The sequence below is a fragment of the Variovorax sp. Varisp41 genome (assembly GCF_047325085.1).
Taxonomy (GTDB): Bacteria; Pseudomonadota; Gammaproteobacteria; order Burkholderiales; family Burkholderiaceae_C; genus Variovorax.
The window spans coordinates 2,583,015-2,597,723 of record NZ_CP168540.1; the positions used below are offsets into that span (position 1 = coordinate 2,583,015).

12 protein-coding genes are annotated in these 14,709 nt (G+C 71.4%); all 12 read right to left on the minus strand.

What is annotated here, in order from left to right:
• Positions 1-36: 36 nt before the first annotated feature.
• The 12 genes from ACEN9J_RS12115 to ACEN9J_RS12170 all read right to left on the minus strand — a co-directional run bounded on the left by ACEN9J_RS12115 (position 37) and on the right by ACEN9J_RS12170 (position 14,701).
• Positions 37-1,617 carry an ATP-dependent acyl-CoA ligase gene (locus ACEN9J_RS12115; protein ID WP_413764193.1) on the minus strand — a complete coding sequence of 527 codons (1,581 nt, stop codon included), beginning with the start codon at positions 1,615-1,617 and terminating at the stop codon, positions 37-39.
• Positions 1,607-2,347, minus strand: coding sequence for an ABC transporter ATP-binding protein (locus ACEN9J_RS12120; RefSeq protein WP_057590614.1), 741 nt, complete (start codon positions 2,345-2,347; stop codon positions 1,607-1,609). Before ACEN9J_RS12120 ends, ACEN9J_RS12115 begins: the two co-directional genes overlap by 11 nt.
• On the minus strand, positions 2,344-4,128 hold the full coding sequence (locus tag ACEN9J_RS12125; protein WP_413764194.1) for an ABC transporter permease subunit: 1,785 nt from the start codon (positions 4,126-4,128) through the stop codon (positions 2,344-2,346). The genes ACEN9J_RS12120 and ACEN9J_RS12125 overlap by 4 nt, the downstream gene beginning before the upstream one ends.
• The gene (locus tag ACEN9J_RS12130) at positions 4,125-5,180 is read right to left on the minus strand and encodes a branched-chain amino acid ABC transporter permease (RefSeq protein ID WP_203204956.1); all 1,056 of its coding nucleotides are present in this window, start codon (positions 5,178-5,180) and stop codon (positions 4,125-4,127) included. Before ACEN9J_RS12130 ends, ACEN9J_RS12125 begins: the two co-directional genes overlap by 4 nt.
• A 75-nt stretch (positions 5,181-5,255) precedes the next feature.
• Positions 5,256-6,416, minus strand: a complete 1,161-nt coding sequence (locus ACEN9J_RS12135; RefSeq protein WP_413764195.1) for an ABC transporter substrate-binding protein — start codon at positions 6,414-6,416, stop codon at positions 5,256-5,258.
• A gap of 47 nt (positions 6,417-6,463) precedes the next feature.
• Positions 6,464-6,937: an aromatic-ring-hydroxylating dioxygenase subunit beta gene (locus ACEN9J_RS12140; RefSeq protein ID WP_413764196.1), complete on the minus strand. Its 474-nt coding sequence runs from the start codon at positions 6,935-6,937 to the stop codon at positions 6,464-6,466.
• On the minus strand, positions 6,934-8,265 hold the full coding sequence (locus tag ACEN9J_RS12145; RefSeq protein WP_413764197.1) for an aromatic ring-hydroxylating dioxygenase subunit alpha: 1,332 nt from the start codon (positions 8,263-8,265) through the stop codon (positions 6,934-6,936). The genes ACEN9J_RS12140 and ACEN9J_RS12145 overlap by 4 nt, the downstream gene beginning before the upstream one ends.
• 22 nt (positions 8,266-8,287) lie before the next feature.
• Positions 8,288-9,385 (minus strand): ABC transporter substrate-binding protein, encoded by a 1,098-nt coding sequence (locus ACEN9J_RS12150; protein ID WP_413764560.1) that lies wholly within the window; start codon positions 9,383-9,385, stop codon positions 8,288-8,290.
• 73 nt (positions 9,386-9,458) lie between these two features.
• Complete coding sequence (locus tag ACEN9J_RS12155; protein WP_413764198.1) at positions 9,459-11,918, minus strand: penicillin acylase family protein; 2,460 nt, start codon at positions 11,916-11,918, stop codon at positions 9,459-9,461.
• 23 nt (positions 11,919-11,941) lie between these two features.
• The gene (locus tag ACEN9J_RS12160) at positions 11,942-13,108 is read right to left on the minus strand and encodes an ABC transporter substrate-binding protein (RefSeq protein WP_057590621.1); all 1,167 of its coding nucleotides are present in this window, start codon (positions 13,106-13,108) and stop codon (positions 11,942-11,944) included.
• A 52-nt stretch (positions 13,109-13,160) separates the two neighbouring features.
• Positions 13,161-13,892, minus strand: a complete 732-nt coding sequence (locus ACEN9J_RS12165) for an SDR family NAD(P)-dependent oxidoreductase (RefSeq protein ID WP_413764199.1) — start codon at positions 13,890-13,892, stop codon at positions 13,161-13,163.
• On the minus strand, positions 13,889-14,701 hold the full coding sequence (locus tag ACEN9J_RS12170) for a cyclase family protein (protein WP_296730529.1): 813 nt from the start codon (positions 14,699-14,701) through the stop codon (positions 13,889-13,891). The genes ACEN9J_RS12165 and ACEN9J_RS12170 overlap by 4 nt, the downstream gene beginning before the upstream one ends.
• Positions 14,702-14,709: the final 8 nt, after the last annotated feature.

Consider the following 14,709-nt stretch of genomic DNA (forward strand, 5'->3'; position numbering starts at 1 on the left):
TCTAGCGTTTTGCCGCCCTGGACATCGGCCACAGGCCTAGGTACGCCGCGCCGGCTGCCGGTCCCAGGTGCCGGTCGTCACGCCGCGCTCGCGCAGCTTGTACTTCTGGACCTTGCCGTTCTCGGTGCGCGGCAGGTCCTCGAGGATGTCGATGTAGCGCGGCACCGCGAAGTACGGCAGCCGCGCCTCGCAGAAGGCCGCGAGCTCGGCGGGCGCCACCGCCGTGCCGGGGCGCGCGATCAGCGCCGCCATCACCTCGTCCTCGGCCAGCTCCGAGCGCACCGGGTAGACCGCCACCGCCGCCACGCCCGGATGGCTCAGCAGCACCTGCTCGACCTCGAAGGAGGAGATGTTCTCGCCGCGCCGGCGGATCGCGTCCTTGAGCCGGTCGACGAAGCGGAAGGCGCCGTCGGCCTCGCGCACCACGCGGTCGCCGGTGTGGAACCACAGGTTGCGCCAGGCCTCGACGGTCTTGGCCGGCATGTTGAAGTAGCCGCTCGCGAAGGCATGGGGCTCGCTCGCGCGCAGCAGCAGCTCGCCGGCCTCGCCGTCGGGCAGTTCCACGTCGTGCGCGTCGGCCACGCGCGCCTCGAAACCCGGGCGCACCCAGCCCATCACGCCGCCGCGCGGCGAATCGGGCGCGGTGCTGATGACGAAGTTGGTCTCGGTCGAGCCGTAGCCCTCGAGCAGCCGCACGCCCGTGCGCGCCAGGAAGCTCTGCATCGCATGCGCCGGCACGCCCGGGCCCAGGCCCACGCGCACCCGGTGCGCGCGCTCGCCCGGCCCCTCGGGCTGGGCCAGCAAGATCGGCACCATCGCGCCCAGCAGGTAGACCACGGTGGCCTCGTGCGCGCGCATCGCCTCCCAGAAGCCCGAGGCCGAGAAGCGCGCCTCGAACACCACGCGGCAGCCGGTGATCGCGGCCTGCGCGAAGGTGTTGAGCGCATTGATGTGGAACAGCGGCAAGGTGGTGCACAGCACGTCGTCGGCGCCCACGCCGAGCACGGCCGCGCTGTTCACGCCCCACCAGTAGTACTGCGCATGCGGGCAGGTCACGCCCTTGGCCGGGCCGGTGGTGCCCGAGGTGTAGAGGATCGCGAGCGTGTCGCCCGGCTGCACCTCGGCCGCGGCGATCGCTTCGCCCTCGGCCGGCCAGGCCTTCACCGCCACGCCCTCGAGCGCGATCTCGCCCTCGCCGATCACCCACACCGTGCGCAGCGCGGTGCGCGCGAGGTCGACGCCGGCCAGCCGGTCGAGGAAGGCGCTCTCGATCACCAGCAGCCGCGCCGCGCTGTCGGCCAGGAAGTACTCGATCTGCGGCGCCATCGAGGCGGTGTTGATCGGCACCATCGCAGCACCCAGCCAGCCGCAGCCGCCCAGCGTCTCGAGCACCTCGAGCCGGTTGCCGCTCATCAGCGCCACGCGATCGCCACGTTCCACGCCCGCCGCGGTCAGCGCGCCGGCGCGCGATGCGGCGGCCGCGCGCGCATCCGCATGCACCCATTGCCGACCGGCGATCGACAGCAGCGGCTTGTCGCCGAACAGCGCCGCCTGCCGCTCGAGCATCGCCGGCAAGGTGCGGCGCGCGGGCGGCAGCGGGCCCGGCTCAGTCCTCATCGTGCGTGCCTCCACCGAGGTAGGTGGCCTGCACGCGCGGATCGCAGGCCAGGTCCTGCGAGGCGCCATCGAGCGCTATCTCGCCCGTTTCCAGCACGTAGCCGTGGTCGGAGGATTCGAGCGCCGCGCGCGCGTTCTGCTCCACCAGCAGGATCGACACCCCGTCCTCGCGCAGCTTGCGCACGATCGCGAGGATGTCGCGCACGATCAGCGGCGCCAGCCCGAGGCTGGGCTCGTCGAGCATCAGCAGGCGTGGCGAGGACATCAGCGCGCGCCCCACGGCCAGCATCTGGCGCTCGCCGCCCGAGAGCGTGTCGGCGCGCTGCGCGCGGCGTTCGGCCAGCCGCGGGAAGCGGTCGTACACGCCCTGCAGCCGGCTCTTGAGCACGCTGCCGCGCAGCCGGCGCGAGAAGGCGCCGAGCTGCAGGTTGTCGAGCACCGAGAGTTCGCCGAACAGCTCGCGCTTCTCGGGCACCAGGCACAGGCCGCGCTCCACGCGCGCCTCCACGTCCAGGCCGTGCAGGTCCTCGCCCTCGAAGCGCAGCACGCCCTTCGAGGGCAAGAGGCCCATCGCGGCCGCGAGCAGCGTGGTCTTGCCGGCGCCGTTGGGGCCGATCACCGAGACGATCTGGCCCGGTTGCATCGCGAGCGACACGCCACGTACCGCGTCGACCTGGCCATAGGACACATGCAGGTCGCCGATCTCCAGCATCGGGGTCGTCGTGCTCATGCCACGCTCCCCAGGTACGCCGCCTGCACCCGCTCGTCGGCACGCACCGCGGCCGGCGCGCCCTCCACCAGCTTGGCGCCGAAGTTCATCACCACCAGGCGGTCCACGAGTTTCATCACGAAGTCCATGTCGTGTTCGACGATCAGAATGGTCACGCCCTCGTCGCGCAGCTTGCGCAGCAGCTCGCCCAGGGCCATCTTCTCCTTGCGGCGCAGGCCGGCCGCGGGCTCGTCGAGCACCAGCAGCACCGGGTCGGCCGCGAGCGCACGCGCGATCTCGAGGATGCGCTGCGTGCCCAGCGGCAGGCTGCCCGCGAGCTCGTGCGCGCGATCGCCCAGGCCGATGCGCTCGAGCTGGCGCTGCGCCTCCTGCAGGATCTGCCGCTCCTCGGCGCGATCGAGCCGCAGCCCCGCGCGCAGCACGCCCGAACGCGTGCGCGAATGCGCGCCCAGCGCCACGTTGTCGAGCAGGCTCATCTGCGGGCGCAGCTTCACGTGCTGGAAGGTGCGCGCCAGCCCGAGCCGCGCCACCTCGCGCTGCGGCATGCCGGCGATGTCCTGGCCCAGGAAGCGCACGCTGCCCGAGCTCATCGGCAGGGTGCAGGTCAGCAGGTTGAACATGGTCGACTTGCCGGCGCCGTTGGGCCCGATCAGGCCCACGATCTCGCCGGCCGCCACGTCGAAGCTCACGTCGTTGACCGCCACCAGCCCGCCGAAGCGCTTGACCGCGCCCTGCACCGAGAGGATGGGCGTGCCGCGTGCCGGCAGCGCGCGATGCGGCAGCGGCTCGACGGCCGCCAGCGGCGCCGCGGCTGGGCGCGCCGCGCCCGAGCCCTTGCGCCCGCGCAGCCGCCGCACGAAGCCCATCAACCCGCCGCGCGCGAAGTGCAGCAGCGCGATGAACAAGACCGCGAAGGCCACCGCCTCGAGCTGGCCGGCGCGCTGGGTGATCAGCGGCAGCACGTCCTGCAGCCCGTTCTTGAGCACCAGCACCAGGCCCGCGCCCACCAGCGCGCCGACCAGGCTGCCGAGCCCGCCGGCCACCGCCATCAGCAGGTACTCGATGCTCGCGCGCACGTCGAAGGGCGAGGGGCTCACGAAACGGTTCATGTGCGCATAGAGCCAGCCCGCGAGCCCGGCGAACAGCGCCGCCGTCACGAACAGCGACAGCCGCACGCGGTAGGCATCGGCACCCACGCTCGCCAGCAGGGTCGCGCCGCCGCGCAGGCTGCGGATCGCGCGGCCGGGACGCGAGCGCAACAGGTTGTGGCTGAACAGGAAGGCCAGCCCGACGATCGCCCAGATCAGGTAGTACATGGCACGCGGATCGGCCAGCGACCAGCCGCCGATGAACAGCGGCGGTATGTTCGACAGCCCGGTGTGGCGCCCCAGCGCGTCGACGTTGCCGAACAGCATGGCGATCGACAGGCCCCAGGCGATGGTCGACAGCGGCAGGAAGTGCCCGCCCAGGCGCAGCGTGAGCAACCCGATGGCCAGCGCCGAGAGGCCGGTCAGCAGCAGCGCGAACAGCAGGCCGATCCACGGCGAATAGCCCTGCGTGGTGCTGAGCCAGGCCGTGGCGTAGGCCGCGATGCCGACGAAGGCCGCCTGCCCGAAGGAGGTGGCGCCGCCCACGCCGGTGAGCAGCACCAGCCCGAGCGCGACCAGCGCGCCGATGCCGATGTCGTTGAGCAGCGAGACGGTGAAGCTGCCGAACAGCGCCGGCACCACGGCCAGCGCGGCGATCACCACGGCGCAGAGGATCATCGGGCGGCGGCTCATTGGTCCACCTCCTCTTCTTCCTCTTCCACGTGCCGCGCCATGAACGAGCGCAGCATCAGCACGGGGATCAGCAGGCTGAAGACGATCACGTCCTTGAGTGCGCCGCTCCAGAACGAGGCGAAGCTCTCGACCACGCCGACGGCCAACGCGCCGATGGCGGTCATGGGGTAGCTCACGAGGCCGCCGATGATGGCGGCCACGAAGGCCTTCAGGCCGATGATGAAGCCCGAGTCGTAGTACATGGTGGTCACCGGCGCGATCAGCACGCCGATCAGCCCCGCCAGCAGCGAGGCGCAGCCGTAGGCCAAGAGCGCGGTGCGCGCGGGCCGGATGCCGACCAGCCGCGCGCCGACGCGGTTGACGGCCGTGGCGCGCAGCGCCTTGCCCATCACGGTGCGTTCGAACACCAGGAAGAACAGGCCGCTGAGCACGATCGCCGAACTCACCATCAGGATCACCTGGCCGCTGACGGTGAAGCCGTCGCCCAGCGTGAGCGTGCCCGAGGCCAGCGGGCTGGTGCGCGAGCCTTCCGGCCCGAAGAACAGCAGCCCCAGGCCCGACAGCAGGAAGTGCAGCGCCAGCGAGACGATCAGCAGCACCAGCACCGAGGCATCGGCGATCGGCTGGAACACCACGCGCGCCAGCAGCGGCGCCACCGGCACCACCAGCAGCACCGACACCGCGAGCTGCACCGGCGCCGGCACGCCGGCGCTCGCCGCGGCCCAGGCGATGGCGCAGGGCACCAGCGGCAGCACGCCCCAGGCCAGCACGGCCTTCGGAATGCGCCGCGCCTCGCCGCGCCGCACCAGGCTGCCGACCTCGGTCAGCACGGCCAGCGCCGCGAGCACGGCCACCAGGCCGATGGTCGGCGGCAGCTTGCCGGTCTCGAAGGCCGCCAGCGTCAGCGCAGCGAAGGCCGCGATGTCGCCGAAGGGCACGAAGACCACCCGGGTCACCGAGAAGATCAACACCAGGCCGAGACCGGCCAGCAGGTAGATGGCCCCGTTGGCCAGCCCGTCGATGCCCAGGATGAGGGCCACGTCCCAGGTCATTGCACAGTCCTTCGCTTCGTCATCGCTCTCGCTTCTCGCTTGCTTTGGGTGGATGGAGGATGGAGGACGCCGCGCTCAAGGCGCCAGCTTCCACTGGCCCTTGTCGAGCTTCACGATCACGCGCGCGCGCTGGTCCACGCCGTAGAGATCGCCGGGCTTGAAGTTGTAGACGCCGTGCGTGCCCACGACTTCCCTGGTGCTGAAGATCGCGTCGCGCAGCGCGACCCGGAACTCGGGCGTGCCGGCCTCGGCCTTCGTGAGCGCGCGCGCCGCCGCATCGGCGAACACCAGGTAGCCGTCGAAGGAATAGGCCGAGAAGGCGTCGCTGGTGGGCGCGTTGTTGACCTTCTGGAAGATGCTGCGGAACTCGAGGCCGATCTTGCGCGTGGGATGGTCGGCCGGCAGCTGCTCGGCGACGATGATCGGGCCGGTAGGCATCAGCGCGTCCTGGCCGGCGGCCCCGACCACGCGCACGAAGTCGGGGTTGATCAGGCCGTGCTGGCCGTACACCTTGCCCTTGAAGCCGCGCTCCTGCAGCGCGAGAAAGGGCAGCGCGCCCGGCGTGCCGGCGCCGCCGGTCATCACGGCCTCGGGCTTCATCGCGAGCAGCTTCAGCACCTGGCCCGTGACCGAAGCGTCGGCGCGCGCATAGCGCTCGTTGCCCAGCACCTGGATGCCGGCGGCCGGCGCGGCCTTCATCAGCGCGTTGTAGACCAGGTCGCCCCAGGCGTCGGAGAAGCCGATGTAGCCGACCGACTTCACGCCGTCCTTCTTCATGCGCTCGACCACCGCGTCGATCATCAGCTGCGTGGGCTGCGCCACCGTCATCACCCAGCCGTTCTCGGCCGGGTCGAGCAGGATCGGCGTGAGCCCGATCATCGGCACCTTGGCATCGCGCCCGACCTGCGCCATCGCGATCGCGGCCGGCACGCCCGAGGTGCCCATCAGCACGTCGACCTTCTCCTCGTCCACCAGCTTGCGCGCATTGCGGCCCGCGGTGGTGGGGTCGGAGCCGTCGTCGAGCACGATCAGCTGCACCTTGCGGCCGCTGATCTCGCCCTTGTAGGCCAGCGCGGCCTGCATGCCCTTGGCATAGGGCACGCCCAGCGAGGAGTTCGGGCCCGACAGCGACACGCTCAGGCCGACCTTGAGGTCGGCCGCGAAGGCGGCGGCGCCGAGGCCGGCGGCCAGCGCGAGCACGGCGGCGTGGCGAAGGGACTGCATCAAGCGGGTCATGTCGAAGCTCCTGGAGGAAAGGGTGGGGAGTGGAACGAGGGAGGGAACTAGATGAAAAGCTGGATGGCCGGCAATGCCTGGCCCGGGTTGAGCAGGTCGACGCGCTTCTCGCGGATGCGCCAGCCGTCTTCGATGCGAACCAGTCGATGGCGGTAGCTGCCCGCGAGCAGCACCTGCGATTCGCCGCGCGCCTCGATGTAGATGAACGGAGTGCGCAGCACGGCCTCGCCGCCTTCGCCGGCCTCGTCGGCCTCCGGCACCGAGCGCTGCAGCACATGCTGGCAATGGCTCGCGGGATGCTGCGAATGCGCGCGCGGGTTCTTCAGCCGGTCGACACGCAACTGCAGCAGCAGCCGGTCCTCGCAGGCGATGGCGTTGTGGCTGCGCGGATCGGCCTGCGCCGCACCGAGCAGCGGCACCCAGTAGAGGCACTCGGTGTCGTAGAGCGCGAGCCAGTCGTCGAAGCGGCGCGCGTCGAGCAGCGCGGCCTCTCGCACCACGAGGTCGATGGCGTCGTTCATGCACCCTCCCCCTGCTCGCCCATGAACTTCGCCCAGGCGCGGAACTGGTTGCGCATCAGCAGCTCGTTGGTGCCGTTGGTCTCGGCCGTTCCCTGCGCCAGTTCGGCCGGATCGAAGTCGCGGTGCAGGCTCACCCATTCGTTGCCCTCGCCGCGCAGGCCCTTCTGCATGCTCTCGAACAGGTGCACGTCGTCGTGCGCCACCACCGACATCGGCGAGAACACGAGCCGGTTGTAGTTCATGGAGCGCTCCAGCAGCAGCTCGGGCGCGCCCTCGGCGCGGAAGCTCCAGGCCTCGATCAGCGTGCGGTCGGCCGCGAGCGGGCGGATCACGCGGATGGCCTGCGGCGAGCCCTTGACCGAGAGGCTCGGGAACAGCATCGAGTTCTGCGGCGAGCGCTGCAGGATCTCGGTAGCGCGTTCCTCGCCGTGCGCGGCGCGCATCGCGGCCTCGTAGCCCGGCAGCTGCGCGTAGTTCGAGTGGATGCTGAAGTGGATGCCCAGCACGCTGTGGCCGTTGGGATAGACGCGCCCGCCCATGCGGTCGAAGAAGTCGTAGCCCGCGCCGAAGGGCAGGATCTGCTCCATCGCCATCGGCTTGGCCGCCTCGGGCTCCGCCGCCGTGATGCCGGCCCACAGGCCCTCGGCAGCGGCGGTGGCCGATTCGTGCGTCGACATCGGATGCACCGTGTCGTTGATGTTCTCGAGGTACATCTTCCAGTTGCAGTGGACGATGTTGCGCAACACGCCGCCGGCCACCGTGAGCCGGCCCTCGAGCGAGCGGTCGACCATGTTGTCGATGGCGTGCAGCACGCCGCCGAAATAGTCCTCGAAGCTCGGGCCCTGCGGCGACAGGCGCACGAACACGAAGTCGCGGTAGACCGCGAGGCCCGCCACGGGCGACAGGCCGCGCCCCGACTCGCATTGCGCCAGGCCGGTGTTCTCGTAGCCCGACTTCAGCGGCAGCGCGAGCGGCGCGCCGTCGAGCTTGTAGGTCCAGGCGTGGTACGGGCAGCGAAAGAACTTGCCCGCGTTGCCGCGCTCGTCGCTCACGAGCTGGCTGCCCTTGTGGGCGCAGCGGTTGTAGAACACCCGCAGCGCGCCGTCGGCCTGCCGCACCATCACCAGCGGTCGGCCCGCGAGTTCGAGCGTGCGGTAGTCGCCGGCCTTGGGCACCTCGCTCGCATGGCCCGCGAACAGCCAGGTGCGCGCGAAGAAGCGCTCCTGCTCGAGCGCGAACAGCTCCTCGCTCAGGTAAACGTCGCGGTGCACGCGCCGGTCCTCGACCAGCGCGCGGATCGCCTCGGGGTGTTCGCGGTAGCGGCTCATGGCGTGCGTCGGATGCGGGCGCTCAGGGCACCAGCTTCCACTGGCCCTTTTCCATGCGCACGATCACCACCGCGCGCTCGTCCGAGCCGTAGCGGTTGTCGGGCTTGAAGTTGTAGATGCCGTGCGTGCCGACCAGCTCCCTGGTGCTGTTGATCGCATCGCGCAGCGAGCTGCGGTAGGCCGGCGTGCCCGGCTCTCCCTTGGCGCGCGCCGCGGCGTTGGCCAGCAGCAGGTAGGCATCGTAGGTGTACGACGAGAAGGCATCGACCGGCGCCGCGCCGTGCGCCTTCTGGTAGGCCGCGCGGAAGTCCATCGACACCTTGCGGATCGGGTTGGCCGCATCGAGCTGCTCGGCCACCAGCACCGGGCCGCTGGGCACCTGCAGGCCCTCGATGGACTTGCCGCCCACGCGCACGAAGTCGGCGTTGATCAGGCCGTGCGTGCCGTAGATCTGGCCCTTGTAGCCGCGCTCGGCCAGCGCCAGGTAGGGCAGCGCGCCGGGCGTGCCCGAGTTGCCCGCGAACACCGCGTCGGGCCTGGCCGCCACGATCTTGAGCACCTGCCCGGCCACCGAGGAGTCGCTGCGCGCATAGCGCTCGTTCGCCACCACCTTGATGCCCGCGGCGGCCGCGCTCTTCATCAGCGAGTCGTAGGCGAGGTCGCCGAGCGCGTCGGAGAAGCCGATGAAGGCCACCGACTTCACGCCGGCCTGCTGCATGCGCTTGACCACCGCCGCCACCATCAGCTCGAAGGGCTGCGAGACCGACACCGTCCACACGTTCTCCGGCCCCGGCAGCGACACCGGCGTGGGCGAGATCAGCGGCGTGCCGAGCTCGCGCGCCACCGCCGCGATCGCCATCGCGCCGGGCACGCCCGAGGTGCCGATCAGCACGTCGACCTTGTCCTCGGTCACCAGCTTGCGCGCGTTGCGCCCGGCGGTGGTGGGATCGGAGGCGTCGTCGAGCACGATCAGCTCGACCTTGTGGCCGGCAATGGTCGGCTGCTGTGCGAGCGCGGCGCGGATGCCCTTCTCGTAGGGAATGCCGAGCGCCGAGACCGGGCCCGAGAGCGAGCTGATGACGCCGACCTTGAGGTCGGCGGCGGCGGCGCCGGCGACCATGCAGGCGGCCAGCACGGCGGTGGCCAGGCGGGGGAAGAGATGGGTCACGGGGGTGGTCCTTTCTGGGGGCGGGTCAGTAGCGCAGCGTGCGCGTGGATTCGAGGTCGGCGTCGAGCTGCGCCGGAGTGAGCCGCTCCGGCTTGCAGCCGAAGTCCTGGAACAGCGCGAGCTGGTCGCCGTAGTGCCTGTCGCGCCGGCCGGCCGGATCGACGAAGCCGCTCTGGCCCGGCGCGGCCACCGAGCACATGCCGACCGCGCCCGGGCGCAGCACCACGCGGTAGCTCAGCGTGCCGCGGTTCATGTAGGGGCTGGTCTCGGGTTGCTCGTCGGCACCGGCCCAGGGCACGCCGATCGCGTTGATGCTGGAGAAGCGGTGCCGCACCACCTGTGTGGTCCAGCGCGCCATGTCCGGGCCGCGCGCGGCCGACAGCTCGGCCACCGCGTCGGCCAGTGCCGCGCGCACCAGCGCCTGCGGGTCCTGCCCATGCAGGAAGTCGATGCGCTGCGGCACGCCCGAGGCCGGGCCCGCGAGCGCATTCCAGATCAGCTTGGACACCGCGGCCGGCTGCACGCTGCCCGGCGAGCCGCGCGGCGTGAGCGTGGGATAGCCGAGGTTGGCGTAGTTCGCGAGCACCGGCGCCGGCAGGTCCTGCGACAGCAGCCGGCGGCCCATGGCGGCGAGCCAGGCGCGCAGCACGGTGGTGGCGTTGTCGGCATAGACCGCGTCGCCGGGCGCGGCCCGGTTCTTGAAGTCCCAGCGCGCCAGCAGGTCGGCCGCACGGCGCACCGGATCGTTCTGCGGCAGCCGCGCCGCGGCCTCGACGATCTTCGGCACGAAGTAGCGCGCGTTGAGGTCGGCCAGCGCGGCGTTCTCGTTCACGCGCCAGACCTGGTCGGCGTCGAGCCTCGCGTCGCCCTGCAGCTGCGCATGGATCTCCGCCACGCGGTCGACGTGCGAGAAGTTCGCGCCGTCGGCGCGCAGGCCCGCGGCGATCTGGTTGTTCCAGCTCGCGAGATAGCCCTGCGCCGGATTGAAGCTGCGCGGATTGGCCTCGAAGGGCAGCAGGCCCTGCCACTCCATGCTGCCGTCGCCGCGCGCGGGAAAGCGGATGTCCTGCGCGGCCGGCCGGCGCGGCTGGCTGCCCAGGCCGGCGACGCCGATGTTGCCCGCCACGTCGGCATAGAACCAGGTGATGGAGGCGCTGACCCGCGCGCCCTGCGCGAGGAACTGCGGCCAGTCGCGCGCACGGGCCGCCTGGGCCCAGCCCAGCATGGTCTCGACCTCATGGCCCTGCCAGCTGCTGCGCACGGTGTAGGCGCGCTGGTTGGGCAGGTCCCAGCTCTGCACGAAGCCGTGCACGGTCGAAAGGACCTCGATGCGGCGCGGCGCCTCGCCCTTGACGCGGATCTCGTCGACCCGCCGCGTCATCGGCCGCCAGGCGCCCTGGTAGCGGTAGCTGTAGCGGTCGGCGGGCGACAGCTCTTCCTGGTAGCTGTCGTTGGTGTCCAGCGAGCCCACGGTCGAGCCCCAGGCGATGGTGCCGTTGGTGCCGAACAGCACCGGCAGCAGGCCCACGGGCGTGAGGCCGGTCAGGTCGTAGCCCGCGCCGTGCAGGCCGATGCCATGCACGAAGGACGGATTGTTGAAGCCCTGCTGCGGCCCGTTGTAGAGCACCGCCACGCCCTCGCGGGTGCGGCCGGGCCCGAGCACCCAGGCATTGCTGGCGGTCGGCATCTGCTCTGCCGCCGCGAGGCCCAGGCGCGCGACCTGCGTCGCGCGGAAGTCGGCGGCCGCCACGGGCGACAGCGGTGCGAGCGCCGCGTCGCCGGGCTCGGCGCGCGCGCTCGTGCGCGGGGACGGCACGCCGCGCGGCACGATGGTGGGCGCGGTCGGATCCTCCAGCCAGCGCAACTGCTCGTAGAGCTGCAGGCCCGCCGCGTCGCCGCGCGCCGCCTTGAGCTGCTGCAGCAGCGAGAGGTTCGCGACCTCGGCCGTGCCGGCGAAGAAGCGGTTGAGGATCAGCCCGATCCAGACCAGCGCCACGTCGTCGGCGGACCAGGCCGTGGGCACGAAGCCGTTGTCGATGAACTGGCGCGGCATCAGCCGCGCGCGGTCGGCCAGCACTTCGCGGATGCGCGCGTTGACGCCGGCCGCATAGCCCTCGAACAGAGCGCGGTCGTCGGTGCCCAGCGCATCGATCTGGCGCCGGATGCTCGCCGGGTCGATGTTCGAGCGCGTGGCGGTGTCGACCGCCACGTAGTCCGGCCCGAGCACCTCGGCCACGCTGCCGTTGCCCGAGCGCCTGGCCATCTCGAGCTGGTAGAGCCGGTCCTCGGCCACCGCGTAGCCGAAGCCGTAGAACAGGCCGTAGGTGGTGCCGGCGTAGACGTGCGGCACGCCGTGTCCGTCGCGCTTGATCGTGACCTCGCCGGCCGGCGGCGCCTGCGTGGCGCAGCCGGCAAGCCAGGCCGCGGCCAGCAGCGCGCCGGCCACGGTCCGGGCGCGCGGGCGGTGCGAAGCGATGGCGTTCATCGGCGAGGCGGGCCGCTCGGCGTTCAAGGCACCAGCTTCCACTGGCCCTTGTCGAGCCGCACCACCACGCGCGAGCGGTCGTCGGAGCCGTAGCGGTTGTCGGGCTTGAAGTTGTAGACCGAGTGCGTGCCCACCAGCTCCTTGGTGCTCACGATGGCGTCGCGCAGCGCGAGGCGGAACTGCGGCGTGCCGGGCTCGGCCTTGGTGGCGAGCGCGCGCTGCGCGGCGTCGAGGTAGATCAGCCAGGCATCGAAGCTGTAGGCCGAGAAGGTGTCGGTCGGCGGCGCGCCGTTGGCCTTCTGGAAGGCGGCGCGGAAGTCGAGCGCGATCTTCTTCATCGGGTTGGTGTCGGGCAGCTGCTCGGCCACCACCACCGGGCCCGTGGGCGCGAGCAGGCCATCGACCGAGGGACCGCCGACGCGGATGAAGTCGGGGTTGATCAGCGAGTGCATGCCGTAGATCTTTCCCTTGTAGCCGCGCTCGGTCAGCGCGAGGTAGGGCAGCGCGCCGGGCGTGCCCGAGGCGCCGGTGATGACGGCGTCGGGGCGCAGCGCGACGATCTTCAGCACCTGGCCGGCGACCGAGGAGTCGCTGCGCGCATAGCGCTCGTTGCTCACTACCTTGATGCCCGCCGCGGGCGCGGCCTTGTTGAGCGCGTCGTAGACCAGGTCGCCCCAGGCGTCGGAGTAGCCGATGTAGGCCACGCTCTTCACGCCCGCCTGCTTCATCTTCTCGACCATCGCGCCCATCATCAGCGGCGCGGGCTGCGGCAGCGTCACCATCCATGCGCCCTCCTCGCCCGGCAGGTCGGCGTTGGCGATGGAGATCAGCGGGGTCTTGGTCTCGCGCGCCACGCCGGCGATGGCCAGCGAGCCCGGCGCGCCGGCGGTGCCGATGATGACGTCGACCTTGTCCTCCTCGATCAGCTTGCGCGCGTTGCGCGCGGCGGTCGAGGGATCGGAGGCGTCGTCGAGCGCGATCAGCTGCACCTTGCGCCCGCCGACCTCGGACTTGTAGGCCTGCGCGGCCTTGATGCCCTTGTCGTAGGGAATGCCGAGCGAGGACACCGGCCCCGACAGCGAGGTGATGAAACCGACCTTGAGGTCTGCCGCCCAGGCGTTCGATACCGCGAGCGCACCCGCGGCCACGGCGAGGCCCGCGAGGGCACGGATTCGGGTCATGACTGTCATGCTTCTTCTCCTGGAGTGAGGGGGTGGGTGACGGGAACTCGGTGGTGGGGATTCAGAGCGCGAGGCTGCCGACGCTGGTGCCGCCGCAGACGTAGAGCACCTGGCCGGTGACGAAGCTGTTGGCGGGGTCGGCGAAGAAGCGCACGGCGCGTGCCACGTCGGCCGATTCGCCGAGGCGGCGCACCGGCACGCTGGCGGCCAGCGCGCGTTCCTTCTCGCTGCCGGCCTCGACCACGTCGTAGAACATGTCGGTGCGGATCGGCCCGGGCGCCACCACGTTGACGGTGATGCCCTCGGGCGCGAGCTCGAGCGCCCAGGTGCGCGCCATGCCCAGCATGCCGGCCTTGGTGGCCGAGTAGCTGGTGCGCGTGGCCAGGCCCAGCGCGGCGCGCGACGACAGCAGCACCACGCGGCCGAAGCGGCGCGCGCGCATCGCGGGCAGCGCGGCCTGCACGAGCTGGATCGCGCAGCCCAGGTGCAGGTCGACCAGTGCGTCGAGGTCGGACAGCTGGACTTCGGGCAGCAGCGCGGCGCGGATCACACCGGCGTTGTGGACCACGGTGGTCACCTCGAAGCGCGACACGAGTTCCTTCGCGACCGCGGCCGTGGCCGCGCGGTCGGCCAGGTCGACCTCGATGCTGTGCAGCTTCGGATGGTCGATCTCGGCCTTGCGGCGCGCGAGCGAGACGACCTCGTAGCCCTGCTCGAGCAGGTCGAGGCAGATGGCCTTGCCGATGCCGGCGCTGCCGCCGGTGACGACGGCGGTCTTCGGTGCGTCGCTCATGCGCTCGCTCCCACCAGCGCGAGCACGCGCAGCGGGCTGCCGCTGCCCTTCTCGATCTTCAGCGGCGGGCAGATCAGCATCGCGCCCGCGGGCGGCAGCAGGTCGAGGTTGCTCAGGCACTGCAGGCCGTAGCGGCCCGCGCCGTGCATGTAGTAGTGGCAGGGGTACGGCGGGCGCAGGTGGTAGCCCTGGCCGGCATCGGTGCCGATGGCCTCGGAGCCGAAGCCCAGCACGTCGCGCTGCTCGACCAGGAAGCGCACGGCCTCGGTGCTCGGGCCCGGCGTGTGCTGGCCGGTCTCGTCGAAGTTCTGGTAGGCCTCGGGGTCGTGGCGCTTCGACCAGTCGGTGCGCATCAGCACCCAGGCGCCGGCCGGAATGCGGCCGTGCTTCGCCTCGTAGTCCTCGATGTCCGCGGGCGTGAGCAGGTAGTCGGGATCGTCCTTGACCTGCGGCGAGCAGTCGATGACGCAGGCCGGCGCCACGAAGTGCTGCACGGGAATGGTGTCGACCGAGTTGTTCGGCAGGTCGCGGCCCGAGATCCAGTGGATCGGCGCATCGAAATGGGTGCCGGTGTGTTCGCCGCAGGAGAAGTTGTTCCAGTACCAGCCGGGCCCGCGCTCGTCGTACTTCGAGACCTCCTCGATGCGGAACGGCCAGCACTGGCCCATCTCGGGCGGCAGCGCGATCTGCGGGAACTCTGGCGTCAGGGTCTGGGTGAGGTCGATCACGCGGATGCCGCCGCCGGCCAGGGCGCCGGCCAGGCCCGCGAGGATCTGCGCCGGGGTGAGCGTGGGGTTGCTGGGGGTCATCGGGGAGC

What these genes read in the sequence shown, in the direction of transcription:
- ACEN9J_RS12140 (WP_413764196.1), bottom strand. Translation starts at nt 6,937, where the DNA reads ATGAACGACGCCATCGACCTCGTGGTGCGAGAGGCCGCGCTGCTCGAC.
- ACEN9J_RS12135 (WP_413764195.1), bottom strand. Translation starts at nt 6,416, where the DNA reads ATGACCCGCTTGATGCAGTCCCTTCGCCACGCCGCCGTGCTCGCGCTG.
- ACEN9J_RS12160 (WP_057590621.1), bottom strand. Translation starts at nt 13,108, where the DNA reads ATGACAGTCATGACCCGAATCCGTGCCCTCGCGGGCCTCGCCGTGGCC.
- ACEN9J_RS12120 (WP_057590614.1), bottom strand. Translation starts at nt 2,347, where the DNA reads ATGAGCACGACGACCCCGATGCTGGAGATCGGCGACCTGCATGTGTCC.
- ACEN9J_RS12130 (WP_203204956.1), bottom strand. Translation starts at nt 5,180, where the DNA reads ATGACCTGGGACGTGGCCCTCATCCTGGGCATCGACGGGCTGGCCAAC.
- ACEN9J_RS12165 (WP_413764199.1), bottom strand. Translation starts at nt 13,892, where the DNA reads ATGAGCGACGCACCGAAGACCGCCGTCGTCACCGGCGGCAGCGCCGGC.
- ACEN9J_RS12115 (WP_413764193.1), bottom strand. Translation starts at nt 1,617, where the DNA reads ATGAGGACTGAGCCGGGCCCGCTGCCGCCCGCGCGCCGCACCTTGCCG.
- ACEN9J_RS12170 (WP_296730529.1), bottom strand. Translation starts at nt 14,701, where the DNA reads ATGACCCCCAGCAACCCCACGCTCACCCCGGCGCAGATCCTCGCGGGC.
- ACEN9J_RS12155 (WP_413764198.1), bottom strand. Translation starts at nt 11,918, where the DNA reads ATGAACGCCATCGCTTCGCACCGCCCGCGCGCCCGGACCGTGGCCGGC.
- ACEN9J_RS12125 (WP_413764194.1), bottom strand. Translation starts at nt 4,128, where the DNA reads ATGAGCCGCCGCCCGATGATCCTCTGCGCCGTGGTGATCGCCGCGCTG.
- ACEN9J_RS12150 (WP_413764560.1), bottom strand. Translation starts at nt 9,385, where the DNA reads ATGGTCGCCGGCGCCGCCGCCGCCGACCTCAAGGTCGGCGTCATCAGC.
- ACEN9J_RS12145 (WP_413764197.1), bottom strand. Translation starts at nt 8,265, where the DNA reads ATGAGCCGCTACCGCGAACACCCCGAGGCGATCCGCGCGCTGGTCGAG.